The organism is Chryseobacterium takakiae (assembly GCF_900129385.1).
GTDB classification, from domain to species: Bacteria; Bacteroidota; Bacteroidia; order Flavobacteriales; family Weeksellaceae; genus Chryseobacterium; species Chryseobacterium takakiae.
The window spans coordinates 55,386-75,376 of sequence record NZ_FQVO01000016.1 but is presented as its reverse complement, the minus strand read 5'-3'; the positions used below and the strand labels follow the sequence as shown (position 1 = coordinate 75,376).

17 protein-coding genes are annotated in these 19,991 nt (G+C 40.9%); 10 read left to right on the top strand and 7 right to left on the bottom strand.

Annotated features, from left to right (window positions below; genetic code table 11):
• The first annotated feature begins 144 nt into the window (after positions 1–144).
• On the top strand, positions 145–1,479 hold the full coding sequence (locus BUA76_RS16885; protein ID WP_072885958.1) for a dihydroorotase: 1,335 nt from the start codon (positions 145–147) through the stop codon (positions 1,477–1,479).
• Between the two features lie 141 nt (positions 1,480–1,620).
• Here BUA76_RS16885 and BUA76_RS16880 read toward each other — a convergent pair whose 3' ends face one another.
• A complete protein-coding gene (locus BUA76_RS16880; RefSeq protein ID WP_072885957.1) occupies positions 1,621–2,223 on the bottom strand; it encodes an FMN-dependent NADH-azoreductase in 603 nt (200 codons plus the stop codon).
• Positions 2,224–2,331: 108 nt separating this feature from the next.
• Here BUA76_RS16880 and BUA76_RS16875 point away from each other — a divergent pair, with 108 nt between their 5' ends.
• Positions 2,332–2,712, top strand: coding sequence for a winged helix-turn-helix transcriptional regulator (locus BUA76_RS16875; RefSeq protein ID WP_072885956.1), 381 nt, complete (start codon positions 2,332–2,334; stop codon positions 2,710–2,712).
• On the opposite strand, the gene BUA76_RS16870 is transcribed toward BUA76_RS16875, so the two are convergent.
• Positions 2,705–3,601: a helix-turn-helix domain-containing protein gene (locus BUA76_RS16870; protein ID WP_072885955.1), complete on the bottom strand. Its 897-nt coding sequence runs from the start codon at positions 3,599–3,601 to the stop codon at positions 2,705–2,707. The two genes, BUA76_RS16875 and BUA76_RS16870, sit on opposite strands and share 8 nt — an antisense overlap.
• 536 nt (positions 3,602–4,137) lie before the next feature.
• On the opposite strand from BUA76_RS16870, the gene BUA76_RS16865 reads away from it, so the two are divergent.
• The 6 genes from BUA76_RS16865 (at position 4,138) to BUA76_RS16840 (ending at position 10,374) form a co-directional block, all read left to right on the top strand.
• Complete coding sequence (locus tag BUA76_RS16865; protein ID WP_072885954.1) at positions 4,138–4,983, top strand: RteC domain-containing protein; 846 nt, start codon at positions 4,138–4,140, stop codon at positions 4,981–4,983.
• A 301-nt stretch (positions 4,984–5,284) separates the two neighbouring features.
• Positions 5,285–5,587, top strand: a complete 303-nt coding sequence (locus tag BUA76_RS16860; RefSeq protein ID WP_449384905.1) for a helix-turn-helix domain-containing protein — start codon at positions 5,285–5,287, stop codon at positions 5,585–5,587.
• Positions 5,588–5,599: 12 nt separating this feature from the next.
• Positions 5,600–5,908, top strand: coding sequence for a helix-turn-helix domain-containing protein (locus BUA76_RS16855; RefSeq protein ID WP_072885953.1), 309 nt, complete (start codon positions 5,600–5,602; stop codon positions 5,906–5,908).
• 85 nt (positions 5,909–5,993) lie between these two features.
• A complete protein-coding gene (locus tag BUA76_RS16850) occupies positions 5,994–7,454 on the top strand; it encodes a DUF3945 domain-containing protein (RefSeq protein ID WP_013632655.1) in 1,461 nt (486 codons plus the stop codon).
• 6 nt (positions 7,455–7,460) lie between these two features.
• Positions 7,461–9,554 (top strand): type IA DNA topoisomerase, encoded by a 2,094-nt coding sequence (locus BUA76_RS16845; RefSeq protein WP_072885952.1) that lies wholly within the window; start codon positions 7,461–7,463, stop codon positions 9,552–9,554.
• On the top strand, positions 9,544–10,374 hold the full coding sequence (locus BUA76_RS16840; protein ID WP_072885951.1) for an ORF6N domain-containing protein: 831 nt from the start codon (positions 9,544–9,546) through the stop codon (positions 10,372–10,374). The genes BUA76_RS16845 and BUA76_RS16840 overlap by 11 nt, the downstream gene beginning before the upstream one ends.
• Positions 10,375–10,506: 132 nt before the next feature.
• Here BUA76_RS16840 and arsB read toward each other — a convergent pair whose 3' ends face one another.
• The 4 genes from arsB to BUA76_RS16820 are packed head-to-tail and all read right to left on the bottom strand — an operon-like array spanning position 10,507 to position 13,026.
• The gene (gene arsB / locus BUA76_RS16835) at positions 10,507–11,535 is read right to left on the bottom strand and encodes an ACR3 family arsenite efflux transporter (RefSeq protein WP_072885950.1); all 1,029 of its coding nucleotides are present in this window, start codon (positions 11,533–11,535) and stop codon (positions 10,507–10,509) included.
• A gap of 3 nt (positions 11,536–11,538) precedes the next feature.
• Positions 11,539–12,153 (bottom strand): low molecular weight phosphatase family protein, encoded by a 615-nt coding sequence (locus BUA76_RS16830; RefSeq protein ID WP_072885949.1) that lies wholly within the window; start codon positions 12,151–12,153, stop codon positions 11,539–11,541.
• Positions 12,154–12,172: 19 nt separating this feature from the next.
• A complete protein-coding gene (locus BUA76_RS16825) occupies positions 12,173–12,637 on the bottom strand; it encodes a DUF6428 family protein (protein WP_072885948.1) in 465 nt (154 codons plus the stop codon).
• 59 nt (positions 12,638–12,696) lie between these two features.
• Positions 12,697–13,026 (bottom strand): ArsR/SmtB family transcription factor, encoded by a 330-nt coding sequence (locus BUA76_RS16820; protein ID WP_047094742.1) that lies wholly within the window; start codon positions 13,024–13,026, stop codon positions 12,697–12,699.
• A 226-nt stretch (positions 13,027–13,252) separates the two neighbouring features.
• Here BUA76_RS16820 and BUA76_RS16815 point away from each other — a divergent pair, with 226 nt between their 5' ends.
• Both BUA76_RS16815 and BUA76_RS16810 read left to right on the top strand, forming a co-directional pair.
• On the top strand, positions 13,253–13,690 hold the full coding sequence (locus BUA76_RS16815; protein WP_072885947.1) for a DUF1896 domain-containing protein: 438 nt from the start codon (positions 13,253–13,255) through the stop codon (positions 13,688–13,690).
• Positions 13,677–19,115 carry an N-6 DNA methylase gene (locus tag BUA76_RS16810; RefSeq protein ID WP_072885946.1) on the top strand — a complete coding sequence of 1,813 codons (5,439 nt, stop codon included), beginning with the start codon at positions 13,677–13,679 and terminating at the stop codon, positions 19,113–19,115. Before BUA76_RS16815 ends, BUA76_RS16810 begins: the two co-directional genes overlap by 14 nt.
• A 6-nt stretch (positions 19,116–19,121) precedes the next feature.
• On the opposite strand, the gene BUA76_RS16805 is transcribed toward BUA76_RS16810, so the two are convergent.
• Positions 19,122–19,943, bottom strand: a complete 822-nt coding sequence (locus BUA76_RS16805; RefSeq protein ID WP_072885945.1) for an RteC domain-containing protein — start codon at positions 19,941–19,943, stop codon at positions 19,122–19,124.
• Positions 19,944–19,991 lie beyond the last annotated feature (48 nt).

Below are 19,991 nucleotides of genomic sequence, written 5' to 3'. Positions count from 1 at the left end.
TATGCAAATGTAAATATTTAGAAATTGATTTGTTGTTGGCGGGGTAAAAATTCGCGGATAAACCTTAATTTTGGAAAACTTTGTCAAAGTTCCGAACTTTGACAAAGTTGATCGTCAAATTTCATCTCTAATTTCTAAAAGTAAATGAAAACCTTAATTAAAAATGTAAAAATCGTTAACGAAGGAAAAATCCTTACAGGCGATCTTCTCATCGAAAACGATATGATTTCTAAAATAGACACGAATATTTCCGAAGAAGCAGATCGGGTGATTGACGGTTCAGGAAAATATCTTTTACCCGGAGTTATTGATGATCAGGTGCATTTCCGTGAGCCGGGGCTTACGCATAAAGGGGATATTGAAAGTGAATCCCGCGCAGCCATTGCAGGTGGAACTACCAGTTTTATAGAGCAGCCTAATACGGTTCCGAATGCTGTAACCCAAGAATTATTAGCGGATAAATATGAAATTGCATCCCATAAATCTTTTGCCAACTACGGTTTTATGATGGGAGGAACGAATGATAACCTGGAAGAAATTTTAAAAACCAATCCAAAAAATGTTCCGGGGATTAAGTTATTTTTAGGCTCATCAACAGGAAATATGCTGGTGGATAATCCGGAAACCCTGGAAAATATTTTCAGCAATACAAAAATGCTGATTGCCGTTCACTGTGAAGACGAAGCAACGATCAGAGCGAATACTCAAAAGTATATGGATGAATACGGCGAAGACATTCCTGTGAAATTCCATCATCTGATCCGAAGTGAAGAAGCTTGCTACAAATCTTCTTCAAAAGCAATTGAGCTGGCAAAAAAAACAGGAGCGAGGCTACACGTCTTTCATTTGTCTACGGCGAAAGAGCTGGAACTTTTCAGAAATGACATTCCGTTAAAAGATAAAAAAATCACAGCAGAAGTTTGTGTTCATCATCTTACTTTCACCAACGAAGATTATGAAACAAGAGGCTCTCTTATCAAATGGAATCCGGCAGTAAAAACCCAGCATGACAAAGACGGGCTTTGGGAAGCCTTACTTGATGACAGGATTGATGTGATTGCAACGGACCATGCACCACACACCTTGGAAGAAAAACAAAATATCTATACAAAATGTCCTTCGGGAGCGCCTTTGGTTCAGCATTCTTTGGTCGTGATGCTGGAAAATTATAAGAACGGAAAAATTTCTTTAGAAAGAATTGTTGAAAAAATGGCTCATAATCCGGCGATTTTATTCAGAATTGAAAAAAGAGGCTTCATCAAAGAAGGCTTTAAAGCGGATCTTGTTTTGGTTGATTTAAACGAAAACTGGACGGTTGAAAAAGAGAATATCCTTTACAAATGCGGCTGGAGTCCTTTGGAAGGAATGAATTTCCATTCTAAGGTAACCCACACTTTTGTCAACGGAAATCTGGTTTACGAAAACGGTACTATTAATGAACAAAAATTTGGGGAACGTCTGCTTTTTGAAGTTGAATGATAAATATAAAATAGAGCGATATCAATAGGAGCAGCTTTAGCCGGCTTTTATGTACAGTAATCAAATAGGCTTTAGCCAAACATTAAAATGAAGGGTTTTCAAATTTGAAAACCCTTCATTTTTCTAACTTTATAGCTGTAATTAATCAATGGTAATTCTTTCAATTGCTTTTTCCAGGGCGGTTTCCTGAATTCCAGGAATCGACAACCCTTCTGCACGGAACACACTCACATTGGTAACACCATAAAAACCAAAAATATTTTTAACGTACGGAACATTGGAATCATAAATCTGGTAAGGCCCTTCAGAATAGATATTTCCTGAGGTGAAAGCAATGTATAATTTTTTGTTATTCAATAAACCTTTTGGTCCGTTTTCATCATATTTAAAAGTATATCCTGCTCTGGAAGTAAAATCAAAATAGGCTCTAAGAGATGCCGGAACTGAAAAGTTGTACATCGGAGAATCAACAACAATAATATCGGCTTGTTGCAGTTCGGCAATCAGCCCGGCTGAATACTCATTAATTTCTGCCTGTTCGGGAGAATAGTTCTCTGTCGGCGTAAAAAAAGTATTGATATGGGCTTCTTCCAAAATAGGAACCGGCTTTTTCGTAAGATCCCGCTCTGTTACCACTGCATCCGGATACCTTTCCTGAATTTTTTCAATAACCGCATTTCCCAATTTTCTACTGGCTGAAGCTTCCATTCTCGGACTTGAAATAATGTGAAGTATGTTTTTCATTTTTTAAATTTTAAAATTCTTCAGCAAAATTATCTACATTTGCTTATCAAAAGTTAGTAGTAAACAAAAGGTTAGCAGTAACCTTTCGGTTAGTTAAAATTTGAAATTATGGAAAACAATGTTCTTTTGGACAATCACATTACGGTTGAAGAATGTAGCGGACATCTTTCTTCTGTGGAAGATGCCATTTATGTAATTGGCGGGAAATGGAAGCTTAAAATTATTATTGTTCTGCAGGAAAGTGGTAATATCAGATTCAATGAGCTGCAGAGAAAAATTTCGGGTATTTCGGCGAGAGTTCTTTCTAATGAGCTTAAAGATCTTGAACTGAATGGGTTTGTAAAAAGAGTGGTCCATGCGGAACAGACTCCCGTGATCGTGGAATACATTTCAACCGATTATAGCAAAACACTTAAGCCGGTGATCATGGCCCTTTCGGATTGGGGAAAAAATCATAAAAATAATATCCGCGAAGACGTTTTTAGTTAAAAGAATGCCGGAACTCCAGCGGTGACATCTTCGTTTTCTTTTTGAAAAGCGTGCTGAATGACTGTGCATGTTCAAATCCCAGCTCATAAGCAATTTCACTTACTGATAAATCTGTTGTTGAAAGTTTCTCCTTTGCTTTATTAATAAGCTTTTCGTGGATATGCTGCTGCGTATTCTGTCCGGTATGAACCCGCAGAAGATCGCTTAAATAGTTGGGCGAAAGATTCATAGCTTCTGCAATTTGCTGAACGGTAAGCAACTCCTTTTCAATAGAATTGTTGTTAAAATAATCATTCAGATACGCTTCAAATTTTGCCAAAAGATGATGGTTCCCGCTTTTTCGGGTAATAAACTGCCTTTCATAAAATCGTTTGGAATAATTCAGCAATAACTCTATTTGTGATAAAATAATTTCCTGGGTATGATGATCAATATGCTGACATTCTTTATCAATTTTAAATAATATTTCAAGCAGATCATTTTCCTCGTCTTCAGACAGGTGCAACGCTTCATTAACGGCGTAAGAAAAAAATCCGTAGGAAGAAATCGTTTTCGCAAGGGAATGTTTCAGCAGGAAATCTTCGTGAAAAATAAGCAGATAGCCTGTATTTTGGCAATCCATCGTCTCTAGATCGAGATGCTGAACCTGGTTGGGCGCCGTAAAACTCAGTACCCCTTTATCATAATCATAATGCTGTTGTCCGTATTTTATTTTTCCGGTTGCATTCCGTTTCAGGGCTACACAATAATAATGACTCACAAAGCCTTTCCAGACTTCATCTTCGATAAAAATACTTTCTGAAAGGTTAATAACGCTTACCATCGGATGTTTCGGTTCCGGCAGTGATAAAAGCCTGTGAAAATGGGAAATAGATTGTATGGTATTCATACCTGGGATTTATAATAGTAAAGGTAACAATTATTTGAATTCAATAAACCGTTTTAGATTCGGGCGCCTTTTTCCGTCTTCCACTCCCGCTTTTTTGCTTCACTTCGTTGCGCAAAAAGAGCTCCGTTCAAGCCGGGGCGCATAACAGTACAACTTTATAAAGAAGCCGTCTCACAACTGAGGCGGTTTTTTTTCTAAAAAAAGATTAATATAGCCCAAAGTGGCTAATAAAGAGTAGTTTACAAGAACCGAAAGTGCTATCGGTAACGATTTAGTAATGGTGCTTACTGCACTCACTTTCATCTGATTACCTTGTAAATCATTACCGCAAATTTAATAAAAAAAAGGGTTAAGCCGTAGCGTGCTTAACCCTTTTTTCTGCTTTTTCCAATATACATCATAAGGCGTTATAAAATAAATCTTCCCCAATATGGGGGCAACCTGTGATATTGGTTCCGATATTATTTCCAAGTTTTGACAAATAAACAAAAATGTAAATCCGAAACGTATGGTGTTAATCTCTAAAAATCTAAGCTATGGAAATCGTGTTGAACAAAATATTATCGGAAATTCAGCGTCAGGAAGATATGCTATCTTCTCAAATGATGCAAACTGCGGATGAGGCTTACCAAATGACCTTATTCTTAAAGGAAATGCTGTTTACTATAAAGATGAAAGTCTTGCAGACCGGATTTAAGGACGAACGGCAGGAAATCAATTTTTTCAAGAAAATCAAACCGCAGATTTTAGGAAAACTTATTTATTACAATAAGGTATTCCGCATTGAAACTACCTGCCCCGTAAGTGCAGGGAGAATACACCAAAGTTATTTTGAAAACCAACTGAAAATTCTGAAATCCGAATACAAGGAAAGCATATCCAATGAGGATTTTTACAGGTACTATCGTGCAGGCAGAACTGACCGTGACCACAGTTATTTCAGGCTCGGAAAAATCAATTACCACGATGGTCTAAAAAGTAGTGTATTTGAAATTGACCTTAGCTTTTCTACTTATTACGATAACAAAGTTGCCCATATTATAGCCAATGAATTACTTTATACTTTCTTGCTTACCAAAATAAACCCTGAAAAAAATCCCGATACCATTTCAATAAACGGTGATGGAAACAAAGACATTTCGTGGACGAACTCGCAAAATGCACTGATAGAATTGATTTACGCCCTGTATGTTTCCAAATCTATTGCATACGGGAAAATAGGCATCAGGAAATTAGCATTGATTTTCCAAATCCTCTTCCGAACGCCCTTGAACGATATACATCATTCTTTCCACCGAATGAAAACAAGGGCAGGCTCCCGAACGGTGTTTTTAGACCAGCTCAAAATTTCCCTCGAAGAGTATATGGATAAAGACCTTTAGCAACATCAGCACGGGTGTTTGAAAGCAGTACACAAAATGTACTGCTTTTTCTTTGCCCATATATGCCAATTGGCATATATGGGCAAAAGGCTACTGCAAAATAACCGAAACACGCTAAAACCCTTATTAAACAAGGGTTTTTCTCATTGCAAAAAATTTGAAAAAAAGTGCCAAACCAATGGGTACGCATTGGCAGACAAACACTGCCACACTTCTGAATTTTGTACTGTGAATATTAAACAATAGTGCAATGAACATTATAACAGTTGACGAAGAAGTGTGGAAGCACCTCAACGAACGGTTGAAAGCCATTAGCGAATATATCCTCAAACTGGAAGATACAAGCTACGATAGCTTATGGCTCAACAACCACGAAGTCTGCCAGTATCTCCACATCAGCGAAAAAACGTTGTGGCGTATGCGCACCAACGGGCAGATAGCTTTTTCAAAAATGTACGGGCAGTATTACTATACGATTGGTGCTATCAAGGAAATGCTCAACGCTAACGCCGTGCAGACGACCGATGAATATGTGGAGCAGCTTATGGCGAAAGGCAAAAGCTATATCGAGAAAGGCAGAAAGCTGAAATCAGGTAATCATTAAAAGCGTACCCGTATGAATATCGACAAAATGGAATTTGTGGCGTGGATGGAACGCATAATGGACAGGATGGACATTCTTGGCAACCACATAGACGATTTACAAAAGAAGCGCAACAGCATAGACGGCGAAGAGTTACTGGATAATCAGGATTTATTGCAAATGCTGAAAATCAGTAACCGTTCCCTGCAACGGTATCGCTCCATAGGTAAGCTCCCTTATTATACCATTAGCGGAAAACTGTATTACAAGCTATCCGATGTGCATCAGTTCATCAGGGAAAGTTTTAACCCTCCGTTACCTAAACTGGATGCCAATAAGTGACAAACGCTGCCTTTGAGTGCCACATAAAGCAAATCAGTGAAGGCTTCCTTTACATTCGATCGTGAAATTTTGAAATTTTCAGATTATGAGCGAAGAAACAACTAATAAACAGGAAATGCCCGAACAGCTTTCGGACATCTTACTCGTACTGGATAAAGAGAAAATGAAAATCCAGGCAGTAAAGAGTATAGACGAAAACGGGAAAATGGAAACCGTTGACCCCACGAAGAAAAATCAAAACCAGTTTATGCGTGTGGATAAAAGCGGTGATTTCTTTTCCAACTTCTTTTCCAATTTTTTCAGCCAGTTAAAGAACCCTACAAACTTTACTTTCTTCAAAGTGCCTGCCTCGGTTGCTGCTGAAAAAGCAGAGGAATTACAAAAGCACGTAGATAAGCCCACTCCACAGGGCGAAAAAGTGCTGAAAGAACACGAAGTGAAAGCAGAACCCCAACCCGATAAAAAACAAGAAAATCAAAATAATATGGCAACAGCACAAACAACAACGGAAACAAGCGAATATCGCTACAAGCCGGAGCAGATTGATTGGGACACAATGAAAAACCTCGGATTGAGCAAAGAGTATCTTGAAAAAAGGAACCTGCTCGACCCTTTGTTACGAGGTTATAAAACCAATGAGCTTTTACCGATAGGTATCAACCTCGGGGGCTCTATCCTCCGCACGGATGCCCGCCTGTCTTTACAGCAAGCGGAAGACGGCAATGTTATCGTGGCAATACACGGTATCAAAAGAGAACCTAACCTCCACTTTGAATTTTTCGGTCACAAGTTTACGGACGAAGACAAGAAAAACCTGCTCGAAACGGGTAATATGGGGCGTGTCGTCAATTTGGTAAACTCCAAAACAGGCGACCTGATGCCGTCCATTATAAGTATTGACAGGCTGACCAATGACGTGGTTGCACTGCGCACGGAGTTTATAAAAATTCCCGATGAAATTAAGGGCGTAAAGCTGAATGACGAACAAAAACAAACGCTGATGGAGGGCAAACCGCTCTATTTAGAGGGTATGATTTCCTCGAAAGGAACGGAGTTTTCGGCAACTGTACAATTCAATGCGGACAAACGGTATGTTGAGTTCCTGTTTGACAGAAGCAACAACAATCAGCAGGCGCAAACGAACCAACAGAATACCCAACAAAGCAATCAGCAAAGCCAACCGCAAGAAGCTCCAAGAACTTTCAGGGGCAAAGAACTGGATGATGAGCAGTACAACAAGTTCAAAGCCGGACAAACCATATACGTTGAACTGAAAGACAAAAAAGACCAACCGTATAAGGGTTATATCACGTTCGACAAAGATACCGGAAAGACCAATTTTGAGTTTCCCGGTCAGTACAAAGCACGGGTAGAACCTGCCGAAACTCATAAAACACAAACTGCCGTCAATTCGGAGGGTAAAACCAACGAAGCGACCAAGAACGTCCAAGAGCCTTTGAAGTCCGGGCAGCAAAGACCGAAAAACGAGAAGCAGCAGGAGCAACAGGATAACAAGCCTGAAAAATCCAAAGGCAGAAAAATGTAATACAGTATGAAAACAATCATTGCAGAAAAACCAAGCGTAGCAAGGGAAATAGCCGGACTTGTGGGAGCATCCGATAAAAAGGATGGCTACCTGACAGGTAACGGCTATTTTGTTACGTGGGCATTCGGTCATTTAATAGGACTGGGAATGCCCGAAGATTACGGCATTTCGGGATTTGATAAAGCATCCCTGCCGATATTGCCCAACCCGTTTTTATTGACCGTCCGCAAGGTCAAAAAAGACAAAGGGTACACCGCCGATACTGGCGCATTAAAGCAACTGAAAGTCATTGAGCAGCTTTTTAAGCAAAGCAACAGCATCATCGTTGCTACCGATGCAGGTCGTGAGGGCGAACTCATTTTCAGGTACATTTATGAATACCTGAAATGCAACAAACCTTTTGAACGCCTTTGGATAAGTTCGCTTACCGAAAAGGCAATAAAGCAAGGCTTCAACAACCTAAAAGACGGGGCAGCATTTGACGGACTGTATCAGGCAGCGCAAGGCAGAAGCCGTGCCGACTGGCTTGTAGGCATCAATGCTACACAGGCATTGAGCATTGCCGCAGGCAATGGTATCTATTCGCTTGGAAGAGTGCAAACGCCCACACTGGCTTTGATATGCAAACGTTACCTCGACAATAAGAATTTCACGGTAAAGAAATACTGGCAGATACAATTAACGCACAACAAAGCCCAGGTTGATTTCAAAAGTATTTCCGCAACCAAATGGGACGAAAAGCAACTTGCTGATGATACCCTTAAAGCTATTCAGCGTGGCGCAACGGCAACCTTTACATCAGTAGAAACCAAAAGCGTTACAGAACAACCGCCCTTGCTTTTCGACCTGACAGGCTTACAAAAGGAAGCCAACAAAAGGCTGAAATTATCTGCTGAAGCAACGCTCAATATTGCGCAAAGCCTGTACGAAAAGAAGTTTATCACGTACCCACGTACCGGGAGCAAATACATCCCTGAAGATATGTGGGCAGAAATTCCAAACCTCGTGCGGGCATTGCAAAATCGTGAGGATTGCAAGCAAGCCCTTACCAAAATCAAATGGGGACGGTTCAACAAACGTATCGTGAATGACCTCCGTGTAACGGACCATCACGGTTTGTTGATTACGGACAAAGTACCGTCCGTACTTAATGCAGACGAAAACAAGATTTACAATATGATTGCGCTTCGCTTGCTTGAAGCCATATCGCAAGCCTGTGTCAAAGAAATAACCGATGTATCATTACAGGTATTGCATTACGACTTTACGGCAAAAGGCTGTAAAATTCAGGAAGCGGGTTGGCGTTCCATAAAAGGAAGTTTTACCGATGACGGCGAAGAGCCAGTTCAGGAATTACCTGAACTGCATAAAGGCGACGAACTTGCCATAAAGGAAGCCGCAGTTTTGGAAAAGCAGACCAAACCACCAGTGCTTTACACCGAAGCCGGGCTTTTGTCGGCTATGGAAACCGCAGGGAAAGAAATTGAGAACGAAGAAGAACGCAAAGCCCTCAAAAATATCGTCATCGGTACTCCTGCAACAAGAGCCGCCATTATCGAAACCCTGTTTACCCGTAATTATATCCAACGGGATAAACGTTCTTTAATCCCTACGGAAAAAGGATTGCAGGTGTACGGGCTTGTAAAAGACCGGAAAATTGCAGACGTGGCAATGACTGCCGAATGGGAATTGGCGTTACAGAAAATAGAAAATAACGAAGCGGATGCCGGAACATTCCAAAAGGAAATGGAAACCTATGCCAAATCTATTACCGATGAATTGCTACAAACCTCTATTGCAAGCACCAACCAACCCAAACTAACCTGCCCGAAATGCAAAAGTCAGCAGCTTATTATCCGTGACAAGATTGTGAAATGCCCTGATGAGGCTTGTAACTGGGTACAGTTCCGCACCGTCTGCGGTGTACAAATCAGTATCGAAAATGTAACAAACCTTGTCAATAAAGGCAAAACCTCTCTTATCAAAGGAATGACAAGCAAAGCCGGAAAGAAATTCGATGCTTACATCATTCTGAAAGAAAACGCTGAAAGTTCCTTTGAGTTTGAAAAAAACAAAAGCAGTAAACGCAATGGAAAATAAACCGTCAATCGTACCCAAAGAAATCAGGAACCTGATTTATACTATCTGGGGCAAACAGGTAATGTTGGATAGCGACCTCGCTGCCTTATATCAGGTAGAAACAAAGAACCTGAACAAAGCTGTTAAAAGAAATATTAAGCGTTTTCCTGTATCATTCTGCTTTCAACTGACCGAAGAGGAAGTTGAAAACTTGAGGTTCCAAATTGGAACCTCAAGTTTAAATTACGGCGGCAGACGTTATTTGCCCTATGCTTTTACGGAACAAGGCGTTGCAATGGCATCTGCCATACTTCGTTCTGATATAGCCGTTAAAATGAGTGTGGAAATAATGGAAGCCTTTGTAGAAATGCGGCGTATGCTCATCAGCAACGCTTCTTTGTTTCATCGTTTGGACAATATCGAGTTAAAGCAACTGGAAGCCGACCAAAAAGTTGAAGAGATTTTTAAGGCTTTGGAAAGCGACAAGCTGCACAGCGAAAAAGGCATTTTCTACAACGGGCAGATTTTTGATGCCTACGCCTTTGTTTCCGATATTATCCGTAGTGCCAAAAGCTCTGTTATCCTGCTTGATAATTATGTGGATGATACGGTGCTTACCTTGTTGGGTAAGCGTAAGACTAATGTAACCGCTACAATCCTTACCAAAAGTATCAGCAATCAGTTACGGTTAGACTTACAACGCTACAATAGCCAATATCCTCCGATAGAAATTGAAGTGTTTTCCGACGCCCACGACCGTTTTTTGATTATTGACCATACAGAACTCTACCATATAGGGGCATCGCTCAAAGACCTGGGCAAAAAATGGTTTGCTTTTTAAAGAATGGATATTGAAGTCGGCAGGATGCTTCAAATATTGAACAAGCCGTAAAAAATGAACCTCCGAATTATCGGAGGTTCATTTTTAGTTTTTTTATGCTTCAAAATGCTCTAATACGTTCTTAAATAACCTTTAGTAATATTTCTTCTTTAGCCATAAACTTGCTTTTACCAACAGTATCAGTACAGGTACTTCTACCAACGGTCCTATAACGCCCACAAATGCCTGTGGAGAATGAATACCGAAAACCGCTATTGCTACGGCTATTGCCAATTCAAAATTGTTTCCTGTGGCTGTAAATGCGATGGATGCGTTTTTGTCGTAAGGAACGTTTAAAGATTTATTGATAAAGAAGCTGACAAAAAACATTAGTACAAAATAGATGATTAACGGTATGGCTACTTTTACTACATCCATTGGCAGTTCTAATATTTTATCGCCTTTCAGACTGAACATTAATACGATTGTAAACAGTAAAGCATATAATGTAATGGGCGATATTCGAGGTACAAATTTCCTGTTATACCATTCTATTCCTTTTGACTTTACCAATGCGTAACGGCTTATAAAACCTGCTAAGAAAGGAATGCCTAAGTATATTAATACGCTTTCGGTTATGTCTTTCATTGATACGCTTACATTGAAATTGGCTACTCCTAATTTGCTTGGTAATACATTAATGAATAACCAAACTAAGAAGCTATAAGAAATTATCTGAAAGATGCTGTTTAATGCAACTAACATAGCTGTGTATTCTCTGTTTGCTTTAGCTAAATCGCTCCATACGATTACCATTGCGATACATCTTGCCAAACCTATCAATATCAAGCCTGTCATATAATCGGGTTCATTACGTAAAAACAAAACGGCTAATCCGAACATCAATATTGTACCGGTAACCCAATTGAGCAATAAGGATATGCCGATTACTTTTTTATCCTTAAATGCTTGGGGCAATAATGAATAATCCACTTTTGCCAATGGCGGGTACATCATCAGTATCAGACCTATTGCCAAAGGAACGTTTGTAGTGCCTACGGATAAAGCATTTGTAATTTTTGATATTCCCGGAAAGAAATACCCTAAACCTATACCTGCTGCCATTGCAAGGAATATCCATAAGGTAAGGTAACGGTCAAGAAATTTTAGTTTTGGTTGCATTGGTTATTGACTGACTTTTGAAAAAACATAAAACATTTCCGTTGCTATCTGTAAACTTCTTTCTGCATATACCTGTGATTGCTCCGGTGTATTGTCTGAAATTTTAGGGTCTTCAAATGTGATAGGTATCCTTTTTTCTGCACCTGCAATAAATGGACATCCACCGTCTGCCTGTGAACAGGTCATAATGGCTGTAAATGCTGATACTGGGTTGAAAGGACTATCGTACTTTTTTGAAAAGCCGATAACAGGCAAAGCATTATCGCTGTATTTTATGGCATATACAGGGTTATTAGTATCTGCGATTTTGAAAATGTTAAACCCCTGATTAGTCAATGTTTCTGCAACTTTCGGAAATAGTGACGTTTCTTCCGTACCGCCCGAATAACAATGTACATTTGGTATATTAAAATGTGCTGACGCTACCTGTGCCCAAACCTGTGATAAATGGCTTCTTCGGGAATTGTGGGTACAGATGAAATTGATATTTATATCCTGCCTGTCGTTTACTTTTTGCTGTATAAAATCAATCAGCGGTTGTAATACGGCTTTACGTTCTTCGCTGATGCTTTGTACATCAATTTTGTTGTTAATGATTTCGATTAGTTTTTGATACATCGCATTTTGTTTTTAGTGTTTAGCAACATCCCGAATTTGGTGTACAGCAAGCATTATTCAGCTCTGATAATTTTACCTTTTGCTTTTCGGCAGGAATACCGCAAGCATCACTTGCCAGGCAAGCTGTTTGCTTGTTTTTCAGTACAAAATGGTTTCCGTTAAAATTCAAATCGTATTTACCAACCGTTTCGCTTTGGTATTCTACTTCTATTTCGGCATCTTCAATACCCAACTTTTCTTCGGATAGCTTAATGATGTTTAATAGCTTTGTTGGCTTTAATCGGTGTTCAAAATCGTTGGCATTCCATAATTGGAAATTGACAACTTTTTCGTTTCTAATTGTTCCGCCACAATCAATGAAGTGTTTTGTAATAACACCTATCTCGGTAACGTGAAAGTGTTCGGGTACAAATGTTCCGTTCTCTAATTGAAATTCAACATTATCCAATGCTGGTAAGATTTCTTTGATGTTTGATATTTTCATTATTTTTTTATTTAATTGTTATATTGCTTTATTGCGATTAATGTGCTTAAAAAAAATGCTTAACAGCATTTATCAACCTCTACATTATCTATAAAGAAAGCATTGAGTTCCTTTTTAATCTGCTGCCAAACATTTTCATCAATACAGTAGCACACACTTGTCCCTTCTATATTGCCTTTGATGATACCAATGTTTTTAAGCTCTTTTAAATGTTGTGAAATCGTAGCCTGCGCCAATCCTAATTCTTCCACTAAGTCATTACAAATGCAAGCATTCTGCTTGATGATGTATTGCAGGATAGCTATACGGGCAGGATGAGCCAGTGCCTTTAAAGTGGTTGCCAAGCTGTTTTGCTGTTCTGTAAATATTTCTGTTTTTGTTACGCCCATCTTATTTGTAATAATATATCGCAATATTACGATAAATATTTAAACCACAAAAGTAGTTTGTGAAAAAACATATAGCCAAGCACCAATTCTGTATAAATAATCAGTTCAATTTTCTATTGTAAATCGCCAAATCCTGCCTTTCAAAGCCAAACGCTGCAACATTATCAAAGGCATTTGCTCCTGCTTATAATTTTAGGATTTAAGTAAAATTCTAATCAAAATAAGTATGGATGTACAGCAAAAAGACCTGTCGTATTTCAGATTACGACTGCAAGAATTATTTAACAGCAGCTTTCCCGAAAAGGCACACGACCAAAAATTTATTGACCAACGGTCTTCGTGGGCTGCCAATGCTTATGAGAGTGCTTTCCGTTCGGGAAACGCCGTTGAGCAATGCGACGAAATAGCCAACTACATACTTTTTGAGGGCTTGCACTTCTCCAAGTTCGACACGGTTTTCAAAGTGGTATGCAATGAATTTGATACCATAATGGCAGACGAGGAACTGCGACCGTTCGCCCTTAAAATGTTTCCCGTTTGTGAGCCTGTTTTCGCAGGATATGAATTAACTGATGATTTCGCCAACGGAAATGAGTTTGATTTACTCTATACCGAACTGACCGGAACCATCTCAATATGGATTGAGGAAAATGGGCTTCAGTAAGCGGTTCCATCTCCAACAGAATATTGATGCCCTGCGAATTGTTTTTAAACTGGAAAAGGAGAAACGGCAAGCCACCGTAGGAGAAAGACTGCTAATGATGCGATACAGCGGATTTGGCGGTCTTAAGTTCGTTCTGAACGCCGTAGAAAACGAAATAGACATCAATCATTGGAGAAAAACAGAACACGACCTTTTTCCACTCACGCAGGAACTCCACCAACTCCTCAAAGACAATTCCCAAGACGATAAGCAATACCGCAGGTATGTGGACAGTATGAAAAGTTCCGTGCTGACGGCTTTTTATACCCCGCCAAAGGTTATAGATGCCATTTCATCTGCCTTGCGGGATAATGGTCTGCACATTGATAAATTCCTCGAACCCTCCGCAGGTATCGGTTCATTCATCCAATCCTTTTCGGAAAATCAGAAAGCCAGTGTTACCGCTTATGAAAAAGACTTGCTTACAGGCAAGATTTTAAAGCAGCTTTACCCCGAAAGCAATATCCGTATCAACGGTTTTGAGGAAATTCCCGAAAGGGAACAAAACAACTATGATATAATCGCCAGTAATATACCGTTCGGCGATACTTCTGTATTTGACCTTTCTTATTCACGCAGCAGAAACAGCGCAAAGGAACAGGCTGCCCGAAGCATACACAATTACTTTTTTCTGAAAGGTGCTGATATGCTCCGTGAGGGTGGTTTGTTGGCTTACATCACTTCGCAGGGCATTCTGAATAGCCCTAAGAACGAACCCATACGCAGGGCGTTGATGCAGGATAATAATTTGGTTTCGGTTGTAAGACTGCCCAACAATCTGTTTACCGAATATGCAGGTACGGAAGTGGGCAGCGACCTGATTATCCTGCAAAAAAATACGGCAAAACAAAATCTGACCGACAGGGAAGATCTGTTTTGCCAAAGCAAGCCAACCGAATACAATACGCCGGGCAATGCGCTCTTTCAGGACGGTACAAGAATTATCCATACCGACCAAAAATTAGATACCGACCCATACGGTCAACCTGCCTTAATCTATACGCATAAAGACGGTGTTGAGGGTATTGCTAAAGATTTGAAACAAATGCTTTCCGAAGATTTTGGGAACCATCTGAATTTGAATTTATACAAAGGCGAACGCAATGATGAGCCTATGATACAAATTCCGATTGAACCAAAGGTTACACCTCCGGTCATAGACCCTGCAATCGTTCAGCAAAAACCGCAGCTTATAACCACTCCGGTAGTCCATCAGGAAAGCCCACAGGAACTAAAACAACTAAGCATTTTTGACCTGTTTGAAAGTGCGGGTGAGCCTGTAATGGTGCTTGCTCCACCTAAAAGAACTACCCAAAACAAAAGGCAAAGTAGTAATAAAAGAAGAGGCACAATAGGTCGTCAACCCGACCTGTTCAGCAGTGCCAGGCAGCAACCTTATACACCGCTAAAATCCAATGGTGCTACCAATGGAAAAAGCCAAGTAAACAGCAAAAAACAGGAAGCCATCGGCGACCTGTTTTCACAAATAAACGGCAATGGCCAGTCTGATAAGACTGCCATTCCCGTTACCGATATTAACACCGTTCCTGAACCTGCTCCGTATAGCGGCGAACTGCAATTATTCCACCGGAATGATTGCCTTGTGGTGGATAACGGTTGGGTCGGCTATTTGCAAGAGGTGGATAAGGAAGACAAAAAAGCTATCTTTCATCCATTGCAATTGCCGTCGGCACAGAAAGCAAGAGCCGAAGCCTACATAGCCGTAAGGGACAGTTATATCAACCTGTACCAAAAAGAAGCTGAAAAACAGACCGAACACAGGGAAGAACGGGAAACCCTGAACCTGCTGTACGATGCCTTTACCAAAAAATACGGCAATCTCAATACTGCCGACAATGCCAAGCTGATAAAAACAGACAGTGCAGGTAAAGAAATCCCCTATCTGGAGCGTGTCATTGGCGGCATAATCCATAAAGCGGATATTTTCAGCCGTCCGGTCAGTTTCTCTACTACCACGTTAGCAACCGACAATCCCGAAGAGGCTTTAGCTGCCTCCCTGAACAAATACGGAAATGTGGATTTGGACTTTATGTCCGAAATCAGCAGCCTGCCTGCCGATACCCTGAAAGAAGCCCTGCACGGGCGGTTGTTCTACAATCCGCTACAACAGGAATATGAAATAGCCGAACGTTGGATTGCAGGCAACGTGGTGGAGAAAGCAGATGAAGTAAGAGCCTATCTCGAAAACTATCCCGATGATACCGAAGCCAAAGAAAGCCTTACCGCTTTAGAGGAAGCCCGACCAAAACGTATCGAATTTGAGGAACTGGATTTTAACCTCGGCGAACGGTGGATACCTACCGGAATTTATGCCCGTTTCGCTTCGCATTTGTTCGATGCGGATGTACTGGTTCATTACTCCGAAAGCTCCGACGACTTTTCCGTAAAGTGTCATCAGGGCAATATGCACATTTGGGAAAAATATGCGGTCAAAGCGGAAAGCCGCACGTTTGACGGTATTGCCCTGCTTAAACACGCCCTTGTCAATACCACGCCTGATATTACCAAAAAAGTAATGGTTGGCGACCAAGAGGTTAAAGTACGGGATATGGAAGCCATACAAATGGCGAACACCAAGATTGACGAAATCCGTACCGCCTTTACCGACTGGCTACACGCACAGAACGATGAGTTTAAAAACAGGCTGACCGACCAGTACAACGATACCTTTAATTGTTTCGTTCGCCCAAACTATGACGGAAGCCATCAGGAATTTCCGGGATTAGACCGCAAGGGAGCAGGCATTGAAGACCTGTATTCAAGTCAAAAGGACACCGTTTGGATGATAAAGCTGAACAACGGTGCTATCTGCGACCACGAAGTAGGCGCAGGAAAAACGCTGATAATGTGTACCGCAGCGCAGGAAATGAAGCGTTTGGGATTAGCCCATAAGCCGATGATTATCGGGCTGAAAGCAAATATACCTGCCATTGCCGAAGACTACCGTAAAGCCTATCCACACGCCAAAATCCTTTATCCGGGTATTGATGATTTTACGCCGAAAAAACGCCTGCGGATTTTCGGGGATATTAAAAATAATGATTGGGATTGCGTGATACTTACGCACGACCAGTTCGGAATGATACCGCAATCGCCCGAAATACAAAAGGAAATCCTCGAAATAGAACTGGACAGCGTAGAGCGCAATCTCGATGCCCTGAAATCGCAGGGCAAGGAAGTGACAAGGGGAATGCTCGCCGGGGTAATCAAGCGGAAAGAAAATCTTGAAGTAAAGCTGAAAACGCTGCAACACGATATTGAAAACCGTAAGGATGATATTGTGGACTTTAAGATGATGGGCATAGACCATTTGTTTGTGGACGAAAGCCACCAGTTCAAAAACCTGATGTTCAACACCCGTCATACACGGGTTGCCGGACTGGGGAACGTGGACGGCAGCCAAAAGGCACTGAACCTGCTGTTTGCAATCCGCACCATTCAAGAGCGTACCAATGCGGATATGGGTGCAACCTTTCTTTCGGGTACAACCATCAGCAATTCATTAACGGAATTGTACCTGCTGTTTAAATACCTGCGCCCCCGTGCATTGGAAAAACAGGGTATTCATTCCTTTGATGCGTGGGCAGCTATCTATGCACGGAAAACGACCGATTATGAATTTTCGGTAGCTAACAATATTGTAGCAAAAGAGCGTTTCCGCTACTTTATCAAAGTGCCGGAACTGGCACAGTTCTATTCTGAAATCACGGATTACAGAACGGCTAAGGATATTGGTATTGACCGCCCCACTAAGAACGAGGTATTGTACAACATACCGCCAACGCCCGACCAAGAAGCCTTTATCCAAAGCCTGATGCAGTTTGCCAAAACGGGCGATGCTACTTTGCTCGGTAGAGAACCATTATCGCAAAGGGAACAAAAAGCAAAGATGCTCATTGCGACGGACTATGCCCGTAAGATGTCGCTCGATATGCGTATGGTAAGTGGTATATACGACGACCATCCCGACAACAAGGCTTCGCATTGTGCGGTAAATATCGCCAAGTATTACAACCAGTTCAACGCACAGAAAGGAACGCAGTTCGTTTTCTCCGATTTGGGAACCTACAAGCCCGGCGAATGGAACGTGTACTCCGAAATAAAACGCAAACTCGTGGAGGACCACGGCATACCTGCGCACGAAGTAAGGTTTATTCAGGAAGCGAAAAATGATAAGCAACGTAAGGAACTTATCAACGGAATGAACGAGGGCAAAATCCGTGTACTGTTCGGTTCTACAAGTATGCTCGGAACTGGCGTAAACGCACATAAAAGAGCTGTTGCCGTTCATCATTTAGATACACCGTGGCGACCGTCTGACCTTGCCCAAAGGGACGGGCGGGCAATCAGAAAAGGCAATGAGATTGCCAAATTCTTTGCCGATAATAAAGTTGCTGTGATTATCTATGCAGTTGAAAAATCGTTGGACAGTTACAAATTCAACCTGCTGTATAATAAGCAGCTTTTCATCGACCAGTTAAAGACTAACAACCTGACCAAAAGAACGATTGACGAGGGAAGTATGGACGAAAAATCGGGAATGAACTTTTCGGAATATGTGGCAATCCTGTCAGGAAATACAGACCTGTTGGATAAAGCCAAACTGGAAAAACAGATTGCCGGACTGGAAAGCGAAAAGCAGGCGTTCAACCGCTCTAAATCCAGTGCCAAATTTAAGGTACAGGATTATATGGAAATGTTGCAAAGCACTCAATCCCGTTTGAGCCGGATGAGTACCGACTGGGAAAACTTACAGCAACGCCTGCAAAAGCGTTCGGACGGTACAATCGAAAACCCTGTGCTGTTAGATGGCTTGCCGCCCAATGCAAATCCGAAACAAATAGGCGCAAAACTGAACGAGATAGCGAACAAAGCCCGCACGGCAGGCGACTATCGTGAAATAGGCAACCTCTACGGGTTTCAATTATTGGTTAAATCAGAACTTCCAAAGGATAATTCAACACTCGAAAGGGTCAATAGATTTTTTATAACTGGCGAGGGCAATATCAAGTACACCTACAATAACGGTCTGATGGCAAAAGACCCCGAAACCGCCGCAATGAATTTTTTAAGGGCTTTGGAAAAACTGCCGGGCTTTGTGAAGCAGGAGCAGGAGAAAATCGCTGAAATACAAAAAGACCTGCCGATACTTCAGGAAGTGGTTAACGGTACTTGGGCTAAGGAAAGTCGATTGAGTGAGCTTAAAACGGAACTGGCTGCCGTAGAAAGAAAGATACAGCTATCTATTACGCCGGAAACCAAACAAGATGCTTCGGAGCAGGCAGAAAAGCAGAATGAAGCCCCAAAGGTGCAGGAAAGCATTATACGGACAAAAGGCGTTCATTCACCTCGTGGCGTATTATAATAGTCGTTACTTTTCGTCCTTTTCGTCCATTTTTTTTATTAGGGCTTCACAGAGGCTGTCAAGGAATTTGGTTCGGTTTATCTTACGGGCTTTCAGTTCCATAAACGTGTGGTAAAAATCGCCTAACTCAATATTAAAGGCTTCTTCAAAAGTTTTAGCTATCAATTTTATGTCTGTATTCCCATTGTTAAATACACCGTGGGAGTACAGTGCATATATGAGTTCCGTCAGTGCCGTTTTACTTGCCGTCCATTTCAATGAATTGTCCGAACCCCTTTTCACATTGATGTTATTGAGCCTGTCTTCCAAATAAACTTGTATCAGGTCATTGGCAATAATCTTGGCAACCTTATAATCGTGTGAAGTAGAAAAACGATGGTCTACTTCAAAATAAAATGTGTCTAACCACAGCCTTATATCGTGCTTGCCACGCACAAAGAATTTTTCGTCAACGAAAGAATTATTGCTGCGGTAATACTTGTAAAAATCAAGGTTGTTTTCAAAGAACCTTTTTAGCTTTTTCAGTTCTTTGGTAAAATATTTCTTGGTACGCTTGTTCCCGTAGGGTCTTCTTGTTTCGATTTTATAGATGGCATTGTAGTAGATGAGCTTTGAAACAATAACAGGTTTCTGATACTTGAAAAAATGGATTTCTTCTTCCATATTCTTAAAGTCATTTATCAGTACAAAGTCCTTTAAGTCGGCAAGGCTTTGTATGATATGGTGTATAACGGCTTCAATTCTTTTTATGGGGCAGTCGGTTTCAATCTCCAGTTCCTGGATTGCAGTTTCCAATTTAAGATATGTTTCATTGTAAAATTTATCCATTCGCTTCATTTTGATGTAATATATTATTGGTTAATACAGAAAAGCTAA

Bases quoted from the DNA above. Each gene is read 5' to 3' on its own strand.
- BUA76_RS16865 (WP_072885954.1), top strand. From the start codon at position 4,138: ATGGAAATCGTGTTGAACAAAATATTATCGGAAATTCAGCGTCAGGAA.
- BUA76_RS16820 (WP_047094742.1), bottom strand. From the start codon at position 13,026: ATGGGCGTAACAAAAACAGAAATATTTACAGAACAGCAAAACAGCTTG.
- BUA76_RS16815 (WP_072885947.1), top strand. From the start codon at position 13,253: ATGGATGTACAGCAAAAAGACCTGTCGTATTTCAGATTACGACTGCAA.
- BUA76_RS16870 (WP_072885955.1), bottom strand. From the start codon at position 3,601: ATGAATACCATACAATCTATTTCCCATTTTCACAGGCTTTTATCACTG.
- arsB (WP_072885950.1), bottom strand. From the start codon at position 11,535: ATGCAACCAAAACTAAAATTTCTTGACCGTTACCTTACCTTATGGATA.
- BUA76_RS16885 (WP_072885958.1), top strand. From the start codon at position 145: ATGAAAACCTTAATTAAAAATGTAAAAATCGTTAACGAAGGAAAAATC.
- BUA76_RS16805 (WP_072885945.1), bottom strand. From the start codon at position 19,943: ATGGATAAATTTTACAATGAAACATATCTTAAATTGGAAACTGCAATC.
- BUA76_RS16825 (WP_072885948.1), bottom strand. From the start codon at position 12,637: ATGAAAATATCAAACATCAAAGAAATCTTACCAGCATTGGATAATGTT.
- BUA76_RS16875 (WP_072885956.1), top strand. From the start codon at position 2,332: ATGGAAAACAATGTTCTTTTGGACAATCACATTACGGTTGAAGAATGT.
- BUA76_RS16810 (WP_072885946.1), top strand. From the start codon at position 13,677: ATGGGCTTCAGTAAGCGGTTCCATCTCCAACAGAATATTGATGCCCTG.
- BUA76_RS16830 (WP_072885949.1), bottom strand. From the start codon at position 12,153: ATGTATCAAAAACTAATCGAAATCATTAACAACAAAATTGATGTACAA.
- BUA76_RS16880 (WP_072885957.1), bottom strand. From the start codon at position 2,223: ATGAAAAACATACTTCACATTATTTCAAGTCCGAGAATGGAAGCTTCA.
- BUA76_RS16855 (WP_072885953.1), top strand. From the start codon at position 5,600: ATGAATATCGACAAAATGGAATTTGTGGCGTGGATGGAACGCATAATG.
- BUA76_RS16845 (WP_072885952.1), top strand. From the start codon at position 7,461: ATGAAAACAATCATTGCAGAAAAACCAAGCGTAGCAAGGGAAATAGCC.
- BUA76_RS16840 (WP_072885951.1), top strand. From the start codon at position 9,544: ATGGAAAATAAACCGTCAATCGTACCCAAAGAAATCAGGAACCTGATT.
- BUA76_RS16850 (WP_013632655.1), top strand. From the start codon at position 5,994: ATGAGCGAAGAAACAACTAATAAACAGGAAATGCCCGAACAGCTTTCG.